The sequence below is a fragment of the Streptomyces sp. NPDC025833 genome (assembly GCF_055558055.1).
In genome coordinates this window covers 518,851-535,543 of sequence record NZ_JBVHNF010000002.1, presented here as the reverse complement: position 1 = coordinate 535,543, position 16,693 = coordinate 518,851, and the positions used below count along the sequence as shown (strand labels likewise).

Below are 16,693 nucleotides of genomic sequence, written 5' to 3'. Positions count from 1 at the left end.
ACGGGAACCGCGCCGCTCGCACCCTGGCCCGCGGGGAGGCCGCCGGTCAACCGCCGTCCCGGATCATGGATCGGCCCTACAGCTCCCGGTCCGCCAGGTGGTCCACCAGAGCGGTCAGCTCCGCGGCGGGCCCGGCGGCCGGCCGTGCGGTGCCGATCAGCTCCCGTGCGGCGGCGGTGTGGGTGCGGGCCTCGGCCAGTGCCGCCGCCCGGCCGCCCGCCGCCTCGATCAGCGCGGCGGCCTCCGGCGCGTGCTCGGCGGCACCGAGCAGCGCGGGCAGCCGCCGGGCCGCCGGTGAACCGAGCGCGGCCAGCACCGGGAACGTCTTCTTCCCCTCCCGCAGATCGCCGCCCACGGGCTTGCCGGTGACGGCCGGGTCGCCCCAGATGCCGAGCACGTCGTCGACGAGCTGGAAGGCGACTCCGAGGTGCCGCCCGGCCCGGTCCAGCACGGCGGCCGTGTCCCGGGACGCCCCGCCGAGCGCGGCGCCCAGCGCGAGGGCACAGCCCAGCAGCGCGCCCGTCTTGCCCTCCGCCATCGCCCGGTACTCGCGCGGGGTCACCCGGTCCGGTCCCGTCCAGGGCCGGGCGGCGAACAGCAGGTCGTCGGCCTGCCCGCGCACCAGGTCGGTGAGGGCCGAGGAGAGCAGCCGTACCGCCCCGGGCCCCTCGGGCGCGGCGGCGAGGACGTCGAGCGCGAGCGCGAACAGGGCGTCCCCGGCCAGTACGGCCGGACCCGTGCCGTACGCCCGCCACACGGCGGGACGGCGGCGCCGGGTCGCGTCGCCGTCCATGATGTCGTCGTGCACCAGGGAGAAGGCGTGGACCAGCTCCACCGCGACCGCCGCCGGGACGCCCGCCCGCCCGTCCGCGCCGGCCGCCTCGGCGCCCAGCACGGCCAGCGCCTGCCGCACGCCCTTGCCGCCCGGTGCGGCGGCGGGCGCGCCGCCGACCTCGCACCAGCCGAAGGAGTACGCGGCCATCTCGGCCGGCCAGGGGTGCAGCCGCTGCACCGCCTCGCGCAGCCCGGGCCGCACCAGCTCCCGGCAGCGGGCGAGGACCTGCGGCGCGGACTCCCGCACCGGTGAGGTGAGCGCCGTCACCGTACGGCCGCCGCGTCGAGGCCGAACTCCCGCTGGGCCCGGGCCACCATCTCCCGTGCGTGCCGCAGCCCGCTGCGCTCCAGCGTCCGTGCCAGGTCGGCGAGTTCGGCCGCGGTCTCGGCGCGGTCGCGGCCGAGCCGGGCGAGGGACTTGGCGAGGCCCAGCCGGGACAGCGCCTCGCCGCGCGGTTCGCCCATCGTCCGGAACTCCGCCAGCGCCAGCTCGTAGCGGTCGCGGGCCTCGGCGTGGCGGCCGGCGCGGTAGAGGACGTTGCCCTGCATCTTGTGGTTGTAGGCGAGCGCGCTGGAGAGGTTCATCTCCCGGCAGGTCGCCTCCGCCTCGGCCAGCAGCTCCAGGGCCCGCTCGGTGGCGCCGTCGCGCACCGAGAGGACGTCCGCGAGTCCGCGCAGCGCCCAGGCGTGCCCGCGCCGGTCGTCGGCCCGGCCGGCTATCTCCGCCGCCTCCTCGAAGAGGGCGTACGCGCGGTCGTATTCGCCCGTGTTGCGGTGCATCTGCGCGATGCCCTCCAGCGCCCACACCGTGTGCCGGGCCTCGCCCCGCTTGCGCGCCTCGGCCAGCAGCCGCTCGTGCAGCCGGCCCACCGCCGCGTAGTCGCCCTGGATGCGGCCGGTCTCCGCGAGGCCGGCCAGCGAGTAGCCGCGCACCACGACGTCCCCGCCGCGCTCGCCGAGGTCGGCCGCGAGCCCCAGCAGCCGCCAGGCCAGCGGGAAGGCACCGCGCTGCCGGGCCAGGGTGCCCCCGCTCCACAGGGCCCAGGCCATCGCCGCGGTGTCGCCGGCCTCCCGGGCGGCGCGGTAACTCGCCTTCCAGGCCCGGTCGGCGTCGTCCACGTGGCCGAGCCGCCGGCTGGCCTCGGCGACGGCCAGGCCGCAGCGCGCCGCCTCGGCGGGACGGCCGGCGCGTTCCGCCTCGCGCAGCCGCTCGGTGGCCTCGGCCAGCACGTCGACCAACGAGGAGTTCACGGACAGTGTCGTGAGGGCGCCCTGGTACTCCGGGGCGAAAGCCTTGCCGTACATGCGTACCCTTCTATACACGATATGTATACATGCCGTGTATAGCGTCTCGGAGAAGTGCCCCGGCCCTGCCGGGCCGGGGCTCGGTCTGTCGTCGGTCAAGACGCCGGTGCGGCGCGGAGGGTTGCCCCCCGGCCCGGCTCACATGTGAAGGTTCAGTGCTGCTGGGCCTTCTGCGGTGTCGCCTCGCTCGGCCGCACCACGACGAACCCCTCGCCCCGCAGCACGAGTTGCACGGCCTCGCCGGAACCGCCGCGCAGCATCGAGCCGATGGACTGCGAGCGGTGCAGCGAGGTCTCCAGGTGGGCGGTCCAGCCCACCACCGCGTCCGTGTCCACGTACACCGGCGCCTGCGCGGACACCGGGATCACCAGCGGGTCGCCCTCGCAGACCAGACCGAGCCGGCCCTGTCCGGAGAACACGCTGTTGAACAGGCCGCCGCCGGCGATGCCCGACCCCTTCACCGTCTTGATCTCGTACGACAGCGTGGCGTCGAAACACAGCACGTTGCGGCCGTTGACGGTGAACAGGTCGCCGGGCTCGACGTCGACGATGAAGCAGTTCTGCGCCTCGTGCGCGAACCACGCCTCGCCCCGCCCGCGCACCGCCATGAGGGGCAGTCCCTCACCCGTGACCGCACGCTTGAGCATGCCGCCGACGCCCTGCCCCTTGCGCTCGAACTGGAGGTCGCCGCGGTAGGCGACCATCGCGCCCTGGCGGGCGTGCATCTCGCCGTCGACCGCGTACCGGAGGCACTTGGCGTTCTCGACGGACATGCCCGGCTGCGTGGCCGGCTGCACGAGGTGCCGGCTGGAAAAGAGATCACCCTTCATGCGGGGCATGGTGGCCCGGAACGCGTCGCTCCGCCAAGATCACGGAACGTGGCGGTCGCGGCACCGCGTCCCGGCGGCGGCCGGGACCCGTCACGCCCCCCGGTGCGCCCGCGGTTTCCCGCTCCTCGGCTTCCCGCAGAACGCCGACTCCAGGGTTCCCGCCAGGGTCTTCAGCACCTTGGCGTTGTTCGAGGTGGTGGCCATGGCGGTCAGGCTGCGTCCCCCGTCCTTCGTGGCGAACGCGTAGGAGTAGTAGCCCTGCACCGCGCCCGTGTGCCCGTACACCGAGATCCCGCAGGACAGGTCGCGCCGCCGCAGCCCGAGCCCGTACGCCGTCGTGGCGTCGACCCTGGTGAACTTCTCCATCTCCGCGAGCCGTGCGGGCGGCAGCAGCCTCCCGCCGAGCAGCGCGCCGTAGAAGGCGTCCAGGTCCCGTGCGCTGGAGATGACGGCCCCCGCGCTCTGCGCCCAGGACGCGGTCTGCGCGGTCGCGTCGACCAGCGGGGCGCCCGCCCGGTCCGGGGTCAGGTAGCCGCGGGCGTACCGGCCCGGGATCGCGGTGGCCGGATGGACGTAGAACGTGTCGCGCAGCCCGAGCGGGGCGATGACGCGCTCGCGGTAGGCCGTGCCCACGGGCCGCCCGGTGAGCTTCTCGATGAGCAGGCCGGCGACGACGAAGTTGGTGTTCGAGTACGCGTAGGCGGCGCCCGGCGCGTTGGTGCGCGGCTTCGCCAGGGAGAGGGCGACCAACTGCCGGTAGGTGAAGACCTTCTTCCGGACCGCCTCGAAGCCGGCGACGCTGTCGGCGAACATGTCGTTCGCGTAGTCGTACAGGCCGCTGCGGTGGCTCAGCACCTGACGGACCGTGATCCGGTCGTCCGGCAGCAGCCCGGGCAGGTAGCGGTTGACCGGCGCGTCCAGCGCGAGCCGGTGCTCGTCCGCCAATTGGAGCAGTACGACGGCCGAGAAGGTCTTGGTGATGCTGCCCACCCGGAACCGGTCGTCCGTGGAGACGGCCCGCCCGGTGCCGCGGTCGGCGACGCCGCGGGTGGCCCGGTAGGTGCGGCCGTGGTCGTCGATCCGGGCCAGCGCGCCGGGCGCGCCCTGGCCCACCGCGGACCGCAGCACCGCGGCCAGGCCGGCCGTGTCGGGCGCCGGGAGCGCCGCCGCCGTGCCGTCCGGCCGCCCGGACGCGGCCCGCGCCGGCACCGCAAGGAGCGACAGCGCGACCGCTGCGAGGACCGCCGACCGCCCCGCCGTTGCTGAGACCATCCCGTACCCACTCCCGTCGGTTCGCCCGCTGATGCGATGTCGGTCACATTCCCTGCACGGAACCTAGGGGGCGGGGGCGGCGTCTCCACCCCCGACACACAGTCGGCGGTCCGACAACCACCCTGTGGCTCTCCTGTACGTAAAGGATTGTCATAGAAATTCGCGAAATGGATCATTCCGGCTTTACGTGCCCATGACTGATCCGCAAGGGTTACCCCCGCGGGGCCGGACAGGCCCCCTTGGCGCCCGAGTGCGCCATGCCTCAAGGCGGTTGACACCCGACCGCCTCGAACGAAGGAACCCTGATCAGATTGCGTAGACCGCACATACGCACCATGGCGGTCGCCGTCGCGGTGACGACGGCTGCCACGGGCCTGGCCGGTACGGCCTTCGCGGGTCCCTCCACCGGAGTGGAGCGGTCCGCCGCCTCCGCCGCCTCGAACGCCACGGTGGTGGTGGAGGCGGCGCGCACCGCGGCCTTCGCGCACGCCTCGGCGACGGGCGTCTCGAAGGACGACGCGCTGCACGCCCAGGACGTGATGGTCGACCCCGAGGGCGCCCGCCACGTCCGCTTCGTCCGCACCCACGACGGTCTGCCGGTGCTCGGTGGCGACCTCATCGTGCACCTCGACCGCAAGCTCGGCTACGCGGGCGTGACCCGCGCGGCCGGCCACGCCGTCGCCCCGGCCACCGGCAAGGCCCGGCTGACCGCGGCCCAGGCCGCCGCCAAGGCCGCCCAGGCGGCCAAGGGCGCAGCCGGCAGCGCCCAGCTCGTGGTGGACGCCCGGGCCGGCGCCTCCGCGCTCGCCTACCAGGTGACCGTCACCGGCAAGGACAGCTCCCGCACCGTCGTCGTCGACGCGGTCAGCGGCAAGGTGCGCAGCAACACGCCCGACCGGGACGAGTTCCTGTCGCCCAAGCTGCTCGACACCCTGCGCCGGCGCGGCGAGACCCTCGACCCGGCCACCGGCACCGCCTCCGGCGCCGCGGCCCCCGGCCCGACCGGCTCGGGTCTCACCGGTGTCACGCGCTACCCGACGTCCGCCAAGGGCACCGGCAAGACGCTCTTCGTGGGCAACGTCGGCCTCACCACCACGGCGACCTCGCGCGGCCACTACCTGCTCAAGGACCCGAGCCGGTACGGCACCGAGACCCGGGACGCCAAGGGCTCGTACACGGAGAAGTTCAGCGCCGGCACCAAGTTCACCAACACGACCAACGTGTGGGGCAACGGCGCGACCACCAGCCGGGTCAGCGCCGCGGCCGACGCCCAGTACGGCGTGACCAAGACGCTGGACTTCTACAAGGGCACCTTCGGGCGCAAGGGCATCGCCAACAACAGCAAGGCCGCCCAGGCGATGGTGCACTGGGGCAAGAAGGTCGCCAACGCCTTCTGGGACCCGACCTGCAACTGCATGCTGTACGGCGACGGCGACGGCCAGATGTTCAAGAAGCCGCTCGTCGTCCTCGACGTCACCGGTCACGAGCTGACCCACGGCGTGGTCGAGGCGACCGCCAACCTCCAGCCGACCTTCGTCGACGCGGACGGCAACCAGTACGGCGAGCCCGGCTCGCTGAACGAGTCGCTCGCGGACATCTTCGGCTCGAACGTCGAGTTCTACGCCAAGAACGCGAAGGACACGCCGGACTACCTCATCGGTGAGAAGCTGGGCCTCGCGCAGAAGTTCCTGCGCCGCCTGGACCGTCCGTCCCTCGACAAGCTCGAGGGCACGATCGACTACTGGTCGGCGGACACCTACTACACCGAGGTGCACGCCGGTTCCGGTGTCTCGTCGCACGCCTACTACCTCCTCGCGGAGGGCAGCGGCAAGAAGAAGATCGGCACCGTCACCTACAACTCGCCGACCTACCGCAACCTCGCGGTCAAGGGCATCGGCCGGACCAAGGCGACCGCCATCTACTACCGGGCGCTCACCCGCTACATGGTCTCCACGACCGACTTCCACCAGGCGCGCATCGCGACCCTGAAGGCGGCCAAGGACCTGTACGGCGCGACCAGCACCGAGTACAAGACGGTCAACCGGTCGTGGGCCGCGGTCAACGTGACCGCCGCCAACACCCCGCGCGCCCACCGCTGACGCACCCCGGCGCGCGACAGCAGCACCAGCACCGCCAGCACCACCGGATGCCCCGCCCCGCGCGGGGCATCCGCCTGTCCGGGATCCGCCGCCGGGCTCACCCCTGACCGGTCGGCTCCGGGGCGACCAGGCCCTTCCGGTAGGCGACCGCCACCGCCTCCGTGCGGCTCGCGGCACCCAGCTTGGCCAGGATGTTGGAGACGTGCACGCTGGCCGTCTTGCCGGTGATGAACAGCTCCTCGCCGATCTGCCGGTTGCTGCGGCCCCGGACGAGCAGCCGCAGCACGTCCCGTTCCCGCGCGGTCAGCGGCGCCGCGTCCGCACCCCCCGCCGGACGGTCCCGCCGGGCCGGCGTGCCGAGCGCGTCCAGCCGCTCCAGCAGCGGCGCCGCGCCCAGCCCGGCCGCCACCGCGCGCGCGAGCCGCACCTGCTCCGCCGCCTCCCGCGGCCGCCCGGCGGCCAGCAGCGCCCGCGCCCACCGCTCCCGGCAGCGGGCCTGCTCGTACACATCGCCGTACCCGAACGCGGCCACGGCCTCCTCCCAGGCCGCCGGGTCCGGCCCGGACGCGACCGTGGCCCACTCCGCCTCGGCGCGGGCCAGCCACGCCCGGCCCTCCGGGCCCTGCGCCCGCTCCACCCCGTGCTGCGCCGCCGTGGCCCGCGCCAGCTCCACCAACTCCTCACCCGTCCGCGCCAGACGGGCCGGGTCACCGCCGGCGGCGCGCGGCTCCACGGCCCGGTCGGCCACCGCCGCCAGGCAGAGCGCGGCCAGCCGGAGCGCCACGCCCGGCCGGAACGGCGTGCCGTCGTCGAGGGCCGCCACCGCCTCCCGCATCCGCGTCACGGCCCCCTCCGGGTCGCCGCGGCGCACGGCGTCGTCGGTGAGCACGACACCGGCGACCAGCGTGCCCATCCAGTCGAACGGGCCCGCCAGCAGCGCCCGGGCCCGGCCGGTGGCGCTCTCGTCGCCGCGGGCCAGCGCCACGTACAGCGCGGGACTCGTGGCGAAGGCACCGCCCGTCGCGGGCAGTTCGGGCGCCGCCTCGGCCGCCGCGCCGAGGCACTCGTCCCAGCGGCCCAGCGTGAAGAGCGTCAGCAGGTGCAGGTACCGCATCCCCAGCGGGTACACCGAGGACAGCAGCCCGGCCCGCCCGGCCCGGTCCAGTCCCTCGGCCAGCACGGGCAGGCACTCCGCCAGGTCACCGGCCTCGAACATGCCCGTCGCCAGGTTGAACAGCGCGCGCAGCTCCACCGGGGCGTTCCGCGCGGTGCGGGCCAGGCCGAGGGCCCGCCGCAGCCGCTCCAGGCCCTCCGCGGAACGCCGGCCGCCGCCCTCGGTGTTCGCCAGGGAGATCAGCAGGTCGGCCTGGGCCGCGGTCATGCCCAGTTCCTCGGCCGCCCGCAGGGCCTGCCGGCCGATGCGCAGCGCGGTCTCCCGCTCGCCGATCTGGCGGGCCGCCGCGGCGTGCGTGGCCGCCGCCCACACCCAGGTGCGCGACGGCGGCTCGGCGGGGATCATGGCCAGCGCCTCGCTGCTGTAGCGGTGGGCGGCCGTCAGGCTGTCCACGGTCAGCAGGTTCCCGGCCAGCGTGTACCGGACCCGGGCGGCCAGTTCGTCGTCGGCGTCCCGGCCGATCCCGGCGAGCGCCGCGCGGGTCAGCGAGACCGCGCGGTGGAACTCCCCGGCGTGGGCCGCGGCGGCCGAGGCGCGCAGGGTCAGCGTGGTCCGGTCCAGCTCCCGCCCGGCGGGCCGGGCCGGCGCCGGCACCGACGGCCACAGGTCCAGGGCGGCCTCCAGGTGCCGCAGCTCCTCGGCGGGCGCGCCCAGCCGCCGGGCGTGGTCGGCGGCCTCCAGACGCGCCGCGAGCGCGCCGGGCAGGTCGTGGCTCTCCCGGAAGTGGTGGGCGCGCTCCGCCGCGGTCTGCGCGGACCGGCCGCGGGCCGCGAGCAGCCGCGCGAACGCGCCGTGCAGCCGGGAGCGTTCGCCCGGCAGCAGATCGGCGTAGACCGCCTCGCGCGTCAGGGCGTGCCGGAACGCGTACGCCGCGTCGTCCCGGGCCACCAGGAGCTGGTGGCCGACGGCCTCCCGCAGGGCCGTCTCCAGCGTCTCCTCGGGCAGCCCGGCCGCCTCGCGCAGCAGCGCGTGGGACACGTGCCGGCCGGCCACCGCGGCGGTCCGCAGCACCTGCTGGGCCGTCTCGGACAGCCGCTCCACGCGGATCAGCAGCAGGTCGGCCAGACCGCTGGGCACCCCGTCGGGGTGCGGCGCCGCGTCCCCGGCCCCGACCGGCCGGGCCGGGTCCCCGCCGGCCGCGGCGAGCAGTTCCTGCGCGTAGAACGCGTTGCCCTCCGCGCGGGCGACGATGCCGTGCACGACGGCGTCGGACAGCGGCCGGCCCTCCAGGGCCCGCACCAGCCGCGCGACCTCGGGGTCCGGCAGCGGCCGCAGCTCCAGCCGCTCCACCCCCGGCAGCCTGACCAGCTCGGCCAGCAGCGGCCGCAGCGGGTGCCGGCGGTGCAGGTCGTCGGCGCGGTAGGAGGCGAGGACCGCGAGCCGGCGCCGCGGGTCGCGGCCCGGCCGGTGCGGCACGCCCCGGCTGAGCAGGAAGCGCAGCAGGTCGCGGGAGGACTGGTCGGCCCAGTGCAGGTCCTCCAGGACCAGCAGCAGCGGGGCCACGGCGGCCAGGTCGGCCAGCAGGGCGGCGACGTCCTCGAACAGCCTGAGCCGTTCGTCCGGGGCACCGGCCGGGTCCGGGCCGGCGCCCAGCAGGCGGTCCGCCGCCGGGTGCGCGGTCAGCACGGCCGTGAACCGCTCGTCGGCGGCGAGCACCCCGAGGATCTCGGTGAACGGCAGATAGGGCAGGCCCACGTCCCCGAGGTCCACGCAGTGCCCGGTGACCACCGTCGTCCCGGCCCGCGCCGCCCGCCCGGCGACCTCGTCGAGCAGCCGGGTCTTGCCCACCCCGGCGTCCCCGGCGAGCAGCACCGCGCCGGCGGCACCGCCCCGGGCACGCTCCAGCACGCCCGTGAGCCGGGCCAGTTCCCCGTCCCGGCCGATCAACGGTGCTGTGGTGAAGGCAGTTGGCGGCACGCCCCCATCCTGGCACGCGGCACCGGCGGCGCCCGCCCGTCGTCCGGTCCTGCCGTCGCCCGGTCCGTCGTCGTCCGGCCCTGACGTCTTCCCGGTCCGCCGTCGTCCGGTGCCGCTGTTGTCCGGTGCCGCCGTCGTCCGGTCCTGGTGTCGTCCCGGTGCGTCCGGCCCCGTCCCGTCGCGCTCCGGCCGGTGGGGCCGGGTCCGCTACCGCAGGGTGCGCGCCCAGTCCTCCGGTACGCGGCCCGCGGGGCCCGGGACCGGCTGGTCCGCGGGATGCGCCGCGGGCGGGGCGAGTTCGGGCCCCGAGGCGCGGGTCTCCTGGGTGGCGTAGTTCCAGAACCAGGACTCGCCCGGCTCGAAACTGCGGATCACCGGGTGCCCCGTCGCCCGGAAGTGCGCGGTGGCGTGCCGGGCGGGGGAGTCGTCGCAGCAGCCGATGTGCCCGCACCGCGCGCAGCGGCGCAGGTGGAACCACCAGCCGCCGGCCTCCTCGCACTCCGCGCAGCCGGTGCCGCTGGGCACGGCCTGCGGATCGATGCCGTCGGTGTCGTTCATGCCGGTTCCTCCTCGGGTGGTTCGGCGGTCAGCGGCAGCAGCACCTGGAAGCGGGTGTCGCCGGGCACCGACTCGACCCGCAGGCTGCCGTGGTGCTTGTCGACGACGATCCGCCAGGAGATGTCCAGGCCCAGCCCGGTGCCCTCGCCGACCGGCTTGGTGGTGAAGAACGGGTCGAAGATCCGGTCCCGGATCTCCGGCGGGACGCCGGGCCCGGTGTCCCGGAACTCGACCAGCAGCCGCTCCCGGTCGAGACCCGTGCGCACGGTCAGCGTCCCCTCGCCGCCGGCGCCCCGCATGGCCGAGACCGCGTTGTCGACCAGGTTGGTCCACACCTGGTTCAGCTCGGCCGGGTAGGCGGGCACCGGCGGCAGGGTGCGGTCGTACTCCTTGACGACCCGGATGCCCGGCCCGAACTTCCCGGACAGCATCAGCAGCGTGCTGTCGAGGAGCCCGTGCACGTCCACCACCCGGTACGGCGCCCGGTCGAGCTGCGAGTACTGCTTGGCCGCGTCGACCAGGTGCGAGATACGGGTGGTGGAGTCCTCGATCTCGTTCATCAGCAGCTCGGTCTCGACGGTGTGGTTGAGCCACCCCACCGCCTTGGGCAGGATCTCCTCGTCCACCGCCGCCGCGACCTGCTCCAGCCAGTCGACGTCGAGCCCGGCCTGCACGAAGATGGGCGCCACCTGCCAGCCGTTGCCGACGCCGTGGTCCTCCAGCCAGTCGGCGAGCAGGTCCTCGCGGTCGCTGGCCTCCAGCGGACCGAGCGCCGGGGCCTTCGCCACCCGTTCCGCGGTGCGCTCCTGGATCTCGACCAGACTCGCCAGCACGTCGCGCGAGAAGGGGCCCTCGGCGATCAGGGCGAGCTTGTGCCGCATCTTCGCGACCCGCTCCCGCAGGGTCGCGGTGGCCCGGACCGCCGCCGCGGCGGGATTGTTCAGCTCGTGCGTGAGCCCCGCCGACAACGAGCCGAGCGCCAGCAGCCGTTCGCGCTGGCCGATCATCGCCTGGGTGTTCTTGGTCCCGAAGAACAGTCCCTCCAGCAGGTGCACGGCCATCGGGAACCAGTCGCGCATGACGTCCGCGAAGAGGTCGGCCGGCAGCACGAAGAACCGCGTCGGCTCCGTCACCCGCATGGAGTTGGTGTAGACCTGGCGGACCCGGTCGCCGAGGTACGCCTGCATGGCGCCCGCGTACACCCCGGGCTGCGAGGTCCGGGTGACCTCGACGTCGTCGCCGCCGACCCGCCGGGACAGTACGACCGTGCCCTCGATCATCACGAAGAGGCAGGTGGCGGGGTCGCCCTCGGTGTACACCGGGCCCGGCTGGAACAGCTCCACCCGTCCCGCCGCGCACAGCCGGCCCAACTGCTCCGGGCTCAGCTTCTCGAACAGGAACAGCGCCCCGACCTCGCGGGGGCTGCACGGCATGGGCTGCCCGCTCACGACTGCTCCAGGTACCGGTGGACCAGCATCACGGCCATGGCTCCCTCTCCGACGGCGGACGCGACCCGCTTGGCGGACTCGGCGCGGGCGTCGCCCGCCACGAACACGCCCGGAACGCTGGTCTCCAGGTGGTACGGCGGCCGGTCCGGCTCCCAGCCGGCGGGGGGCCGCCCGCCGGCGGACAGATCGGGCCCGGCCAGGATGAAACCGCGTTCGTCGCGCAGCACCGTCTCGCCCAGCCAGTCGGTCAGCGGGGCGGCGCCGATGAACACGAACAGCCACCCCGCGTCGACCTGTTCGGTCTCCCCGGACGGCACGTGGCGCAGCGTCAGCCGCTCCAGGCGGTCCGTGCCGTGCGCGGCGTCCACCACCGTGCGGCCGCGCACGGAGATGTTCGGGGCGTCGTTGATCTGCTGGATCAGGTAGTACGACATCGACGCCGACAGGTCGGCGCCGCGCACCAGCAGCGTCACCGACTTGGCGAACCGGGACAGGTACATCGCCGCCTGGCCCGCCGAGTTGGCGCCGCCGACGACGAACACGTCCTGTCCCTGGCAGGAGGCCGCCTCGGTCAGCGCCGAGCCGTAGAACACCCCGCAGCCGGTCAGGTCGGTGCAGCCGGCGGCGTCCAGCTGCCGGTACTGCACCCCGGTCGCGAGGATCACGCTGTGCGCGGCGATCGTGGAGCCGTCGGCGAAGCGCACGATCCGCGCGGGACCGCTGGCCTCCAGTCCCGTCACCTCGCGGGCGGTCAGGATCTCGGCGCCGAACTTGGCCGCCTGCCGGCGTGCCCGGTCGGTGAGCTGGGCTCCGGAGACGCCGTCGGGGAAGCCGAGGTAGTTCTCGATCCGGGAGCTCTGCCCGGCCTGGCCGCCGGTCGCGGACCGCTCCACCAGCACGGTCCGCAGCCCCTCCGAGGCTCCGTACACGGCGGCCCCCAGCCCGGCCGGGCCGCCGCCGATCACGATCAGGTCGTAGAAACCGGCCGTCGGCGTGGTGGCGAGGCCCACCCGCGCCGCCAGCTCCGGCGCCTCGGGCTCGACCAGGACCGCGCAGTCCGGGGTGATCACCAGCGGCAGCCGCCGGCCGTCCTGCCCGGCCGCCGCCAGCAGCCGCCGCCCCTCCGGTTCCTCGACCGAGTACCAGCGGTACGGCACCTGGTTGCGGGCCAGGAACTCCCGCACCTCCGACGACCGCGCCGACCAGCGGTGCCCCACGACCTTGGTGCTGGGCACCGGCCGGTAGGCGCTGGTGCGCCACGCGTCGAGCAGGTCGTCCAGCACCGGGTAGAGCTTCTCCTCCGGCGGGTCCCAGGGCTTGAGCAGGTAGTGGTCCAGATCGACCACGTTGATCGCGTCGATCGCCGCGCCGGTGTCCGCGTACGCGGTCAGCAGCACCCGCCGGGCGCCCGGGTACACGTCGAGCGCCTGCTCCAGGAACTCGATGCCGTTCATCCGCGGCATGCGGTAGTCGGCCAGGATCACCGCGACCAGGTCACCGCGGAGCTTCAGTTCGCGCAGCGCCTCCAGCGCGGACTCGCCGGACTCGGCGCGCACGATCCGGTACGACTCGCCGTAGCGGCGCCGCAGATCGCGGGCGACGGCACGGGAGACCCCCGGGTCGTCGTCCACGGTCAGGATGACGGTCCGCGCTGCGTCGGCGGCCTGTGCCATGCTGCTCCCCACCCGAGCGTTGGATCACCCGTGCGGTGTCGTGCGGACGACCGCGCCGGTTCCAGGCCATCGTATGTTCGACCGCCCGGGTGCGCTCCGGGAGCGGGGGCTCAGCCGCGCCGGTCGCCCAGCACGCAGAGGGTTCTTGATCGCCTTCTCCTCGGGCGCCGGGACGAAGAGCACCCCGGGCGGGCGGTCCGGGGGCCCGGATCTCGAACTCCTCGGGATCGTCCTCGACCACCACCCAGCCCAGCGCCCCGGCCCACCAGCGGCCCAGGGCCGCCGGATCGGCCGCGTCGACGATCACCTGCTCCCACTGCAAGGTCATGAGCACACCCTGGGGAAGACTGACCTCGCACCGTATGAACATCTTCTAGGAGGCCCACGGATGACACGCCCGATCACGGTAGGGGTGGACGGCACGGAGGAGAGTCTGGCCGCGCTCGACTGGGCGGCCCGCGAGGCCGTGCGCCGGGACCTGCCGCTGCGCGCGGTGCACGCCTGGCGGTACGCCGAGGCGCTGGCCGCCGCCGACCGGGGCACCCAGCAGGGCTGGGTGTCGGAGGGGGTGTCGGAGGCCGTGCGCACCGTCACCGGGCGGTACCCGGGGCTGACGGTGACCACCGACGTCGTCGAGGGCGCCGCCGCGCACGCGCTGGCCGGTGCGGCGGCCGAGGCGGAGTTGCTGGTGCTCGGTTCGCGCGGGCACGGCCCCGTCGTGGGGTTCCTGCTCGGCTCGGTCGGCCAGCAGGTGATCGCGGAGGCGGTCCGGCCCGTCGTCCTGGTGCGCGCCGGGGACGAACCCGCCGCGGAGGCGGCCGGCCGGGACATCGTGGTCGGCCAGCAGGGCGGGCCCGAGGACAGCGCCGCGGCGCTGCGGTTCGCGTTCGAGACGGCGGCGGCCCGCGGCGCGGCCGTCCGAGCCGTCCGCGCCTGGACCCTGCCGCCGGTCTTCGCCTACAGCCCCGGTTCGCTCAAGCTCCTGGACGAGGCGGGCGGCCTGGAGCCGTACGAGAAGCAGGCCCTGGCGGACGCCCTGCGGCCCTGGCGGGAGCGGTTCCCGGAGGTGCCGGTGGCCGAGCACGTCGAGATGGGCAGCGCGGGCCAGGTGCTGCTGTCGATGACCGGGCGGGCCCAGCTCATGGTCGTCGGGCGCCGGGCGCGCCGGACGGCCGTCGGCGCCCGGATCGGCTCGGTCGCGCACGGGGTGCTGCACCACGCCGGCTGCCCGGTGGCCGTGGTCCCGCACGAGTGAGCCGCTGAGCACCGCCGGGGAGCGGTAGGGCGCACGCGCCGTACGCCTCCCCGGACGGAACCCCTAGGCCGCCCGCTCCCTGGCCAGGTCGGCCGCGGCCCGCACCGGGCCGCGGTGGACCGGTCCGTGCCCGGGCAGCAGGGTGTCGCCGTCCAGCGCGCCGATCAGCTCCAGCGAGTCCAGCGCCCCGGCGCGGTCGTGGTGGAAGAAGTCCAGCAGCATCTGCGGGCCCTTGACACGGGAGGTCGCGTGCCCGCTGACCAGGGCGTCCCCGGAGATCACGACGCCCGTGGCGGGCACGTGGTAGGCGCAGTGGCCGTCGGTGTGGCCGGGGGTGTGCACGGGAACCGGCCGGCCCGGCAGGTCGAGCGGCCCCTCGGCCGGGAACGGCTCCGGCGCGGTGACGGGGTGGCCGGACAGGCCGTCCACCCGCACCACGTGCACCACCCAGGGCAGGACGCCGGGCCGCCAGGCGTTGCGGACCACGTCGCCGACCGTGGCCTGCTGGAGGAACTCGCGCCGCGCGTGCGGGACTTCGGCCGGGTGCAGGAGGACCGGGGTGCCGTGGGCGGCGCGCAGGTACTCGGCGGAGCCCAGGTGGTCGTTGTGCGCGTGGGTGATCAGGACGGCGGCGACCGCGTCCGGCGAACTGCCCACGGCCGCGAGGGACTCCAGCAGCCCCGCCCGGTCCCCGGGGTACCCGGTGTCCACCAGGGTGACGGCGTCGCGGTCCTTGAGGATCACCCAGTTGGTGTTGTGGCCGTGCACCAGGAAGGTGCCGTCGGCGACCTGTCGTACGTCAGCCCGCATGATCTCCCCGAGCGCTGGGCGGCGATTCGTCGGGGGACAGCCAACCAGACGGTGCGCCGTCCCGCACGGGGGCGCCGCGCCGCCGTCCGCCCCCGCCCCGCCGGGGCGTCTCAGTGCACCCCGTGCGGCCGGAACTGGATGCTGATGCGCGGGCCCGTGGCGCGGCCGCTCTTCGGGACGCAGTGCTCCCAGGTGCGCTGGCAGGAACCGCCCATCACGACGAGGTCGCCGTGGCCGAGGGGCCGGCGCAGCGTGCCGCCGCCCCCGCCGGCCGGGCGCAGCAGCAGGTCCCGGGGCGCGCCGACGGAGAGGATCGCGACCATGGTGTCCTCGCGGGCGCCCCGCCCGATGCGGTCCCCGTGCCAGGCCACGCTGTCCCGGCCGTCCCGGTAGAAGCACAGCCCCGCGGTGGTGAAGGGCTCGCCCAGCTCGTCGGCGTAGTGCCGGGACAGGGCGGTGCGGGCCTCGTCCAGCACCGGGTGGGGGAGGGGGTCGCGGGCGCCGTAGAAGCGCAGCAGCCGGGGTACGGCGACCACGTGCTCGTACATCGTGCGGCGCTCCGCCCGCCACGGCACGTCCGCCGCCAGCCGTTCGAACAGTGTGTCGGCGCCGCTCAGCCAGCCGGGCAGGAGGTCGATCCAGGCGCCCGCGCCCAGCTCGGTCCGGCGCAGCCCGTGCAGCGGGCCGAGCCGCAGCTCGTCGGTCTGGTCGAACAGGGAGCCCTGGAGGTGCGTGGCCATGCGTCCAGGGTACTCCTGAATCGAAAATATGTTCCATCGAGCGGGGTGTGGAAGACGGCTGCCGGGCCCTTTCGATACACCGGCGCATCGGATACATTCCCGTATCGGAACGGGAGGGGCCATGCCGACGGAACCGACACGGGCGATGCCCGGGCGCGTCACCCGGCGCCGGATGCGCACCCGGGCCCGCCTGCTGGACGCCGCGTTCACGGTGTTCGCCGCCAAGGGCTTCGGCCGGGTCTCCATCGAGGAGGTCTGCGAGGCGGCCGGCTTCAGCCGGGGCGCCTTCTACTCGAACTTCGCCACCCTGGACGAGCTGTTCTTCGCCCTGTACCGGGAGCGTGCCGACCTCATCGCGGCCCAGGTCTCCGACGCGCTCGCCCAGGACGGGCCCGGCGCGGACGTGACCGCGGCCGTGGACCGGGTCACCGAGGTGCTGCTGCTCGACGTCGACTGGCTGCTGGTGAAGACCGACTTCCTAGTGCACGCCGCCCGCCGGCCGACCGTCGCACGGGCCCTCCTCGACCACCGCGCACGCCTGCGCGAGGCCATCGCCGACCGGCTCCGCCGAGCCCCGGGACACACCGCGCCGCCCGCCGTCCCCGGCACCGACGAGGGCGCCGCGCACGCCGTGGTCGCCGCCTACGACGGGGTCACCACCCAGCTCCTGCTGGACCGGGACGTCGACGCCGCCCGGGCCTGGCTGAGGCAACTGCTCACCGCGCTGCTGACGGACGGCAGCGGCCGCACCCCCTAGGCCACCCACACCGACGGGCCC

Annotated in this window: 13 protein-coding genes and 1 pseudogene; 3 read left to right on the top strand and 11 right to left on the bottom strand. The window is 75.0% G+C overall.

Features of this window, described 5'->3' with window-relative positions; all coding sequences use genetic code 11:
- Positions 1–76: 76 nt before the first annotated feature.
- The 4 genes from ACZ4K2_RS04935 to ACZ4K2_RS04920 all read right to left on the bottom strand — a co-directional run bounded on the left by ACZ4K2_RS04935 (position 77) and on the right by ACZ4K2_RS04920 (position 4,241).
- Positions 77–1,102, bottom strand: coding sequence for a polyprenyl synthetase family protein (locus tag ACZ4K2_RS04935; protein WP_467479904.1), 1,026 nt, complete (start codon positions 1,100–1,102; stop codon positions 77–79).
- Positions 1,099–2,139, bottom strand: a complete 1,041-nt coding sequence (locus tag ACZ4K2_RS04930; RefSeq protein ID WP_467479902.1) for a tetratricopeptide repeat protein — start codon at positions 2,137–2,139, stop codon at positions 1,099–1,101. The genes ACZ4K2_RS04935 and ACZ4K2_RS04930 overlap by 4 nt, the downstream gene beginning before the upstream one ends.
- A gap of 152 nt (positions 2,140–2,291) precedes the next feature.
- Positions 2,292–2,969, bottom strand: coding sequence for an AIM24 family protein (locus ACZ4K2_RS04925; protein WP_467479900.1), 678 nt, complete (start codon positions 2,967–2,969; stop codon positions 2,292–2,294).
- A gap of 90 nt (positions 2,970–3,059) precedes the next feature.
- A complete protein-coding gene (locus tag ACZ4K2_RS04920) occupies positions 3,060–4,241 on the bottom strand; it encodes a serine hydrolase domain-containing protein (RefSeq protein ID WP_467479898.1) in 1,182 nt (393 codons plus the stop codon).
- A 335-nt stretch (positions 4,242–4,576) separates the two neighbouring features.
- Here ACZ4K2_RS04920 and ACZ4K2_RS04915 point away from each other — a divergent pair, with 335 nt between their 5' ends.
- The gene (locus ACZ4K2_RS04915; protein WP_467479897.1) at positions 4,577–6,340 is read left to right on the top strand and encodes a M4 family metallopeptidase; all 1,764 of its coding nucleotides are present in this window, start codon (positions 4,577–4,579) and stop codon (positions 6,338–6,340) included.
- Positions 6,341–6,437: 97 nt separating this feature from the next.
- On the opposite strand, the gene ACZ4K2_RS04910 is transcribed toward ACZ4K2_RS04915, so the two are convergent.
- The 5 genes and pseudogenes from ACZ4K2_RS04910 to ACZ4K2_RS04890 form a co-directional block, all read right to left on the bottom strand.
- On the bottom strand, positions 6,438–9,431 hold the full coding sequence (locus tag ACZ4K2_RS04910; protein WP_467479896.1) for a helix-turn-helix transcriptional regulator: 2,994 nt from the start codon (positions 9,429–9,431) through the stop codon (positions 6,438–6,440).
- A gap of 207 nt (positions 9,432–9,638) precedes the next feature.
- Positions 9,639–9,989, bottom strand: a complete 351-nt coding sequence (locus ACZ4K2_RS04905) for a UBP-type zinc finger domain-containing protein (RefSeq protein WP_467479894.1) — start codon at positions 9,987–9,989, stop codon at positions 9,639–9,641.
- Positions 9,986–11,437 carry an ATP-binding protein gene (locus ACZ4K2_RS04900; protein ID WP_467479892.1) on the bottom strand — a complete coding sequence of 484 codons (1,452 nt, stop codon included), beginning with the start codon at positions 11,435–11,437 and terminating at the stop codon, positions 9,986–9,988. The genes ACZ4K2_RS04905 and ACZ4K2_RS04900 overlap by 4 nt, the downstream gene beginning before the upstream one ends.
- Positions 11,434–13,110, bottom strand: coding sequence for an NAD(P)/FAD-dependent oxidoreductase (locus ACZ4K2_RS04895; RefSeq protein WP_467479890.1), 1,677 nt, complete (start codon positions 13,108–13,110; stop codon positions 11,434–11,436). Before ACZ4K2_RS04895 ends, ACZ4K2_RS04900 begins: the two co-directional genes overlap by 4 nt.
- Positions 13,111–13,245: 135 nt before the next feature.
- A pseudogene (locus ACZ4K2_RS04890) lies at positions 13,246–13,438 on the bottom strand (VOC family protein); the annotation flags it as partial.
- 60 nt (positions 13,439–13,498) lie between these two features.
- Between ACZ4K2_RS04890 and ACZ4K2_RS04885 the strand changes: the two are divergent.
- Positions 13,499–14,365, top strand: a complete 867-nt coding sequence (locus ACZ4K2_RS04885; RefSeq protein ID WP_467479889.1) for a universal stress protein — start codon at positions 13,499–13,501, stop codon at positions 14,363–14,365.
- Positions 14,366–14,428: 63 nt separating this feature from the next.
- Here the strand turns inward: ACZ4K2_RS04885 and ACZ4K2_RS04880 are convergent, their stop codons facing one another.
- Together ACZ4K2_RS04880 and ACZ4K2_RS04875 are read right to left on the bottom strand one after the other, a co-directional pair.
- Complete coding sequence (locus ACZ4K2_RS04880) at positions 14,429–15,175, bottom strand: MBL fold metallo-hydrolase (protein WP_467479888.1); 747 nt, start codon at positions 15,173–15,175, stop codon at positions 14,429–14,431.
- A 110-nt stretch (positions 15,176–15,285) separates the two neighbouring features.
- On the bottom strand, positions 15,286–15,915 hold the full coding sequence (locus ACZ4K2_RS04875) for an alpha-ketoglutarate-dependent dioxygenase AlkB (RefSeq protein ID WP_467479886.1): 630 nt from the start codon (positions 15,913–15,915) through the stop codon (positions 15,286–15,288).
- 121 nt (positions 15,916–16,036) lie between these two features.
- On the opposite strand from ACZ4K2_RS04875, the gene ACZ4K2_RS04870 reads away from it, so the two are divergent.
- A complete protein-coding gene (locus ACZ4K2_RS04870) occupies positions 16,037–16,672 on the top strand; it encodes a TetR/AcrR family transcriptional regulator (RefSeq protein ID WP_467479885.1) in 636 nt (211 codons plus the stop codon).
- The last annotated feature ends 21 nt before the right edge of the window (positions 16,673–16,693 follow it).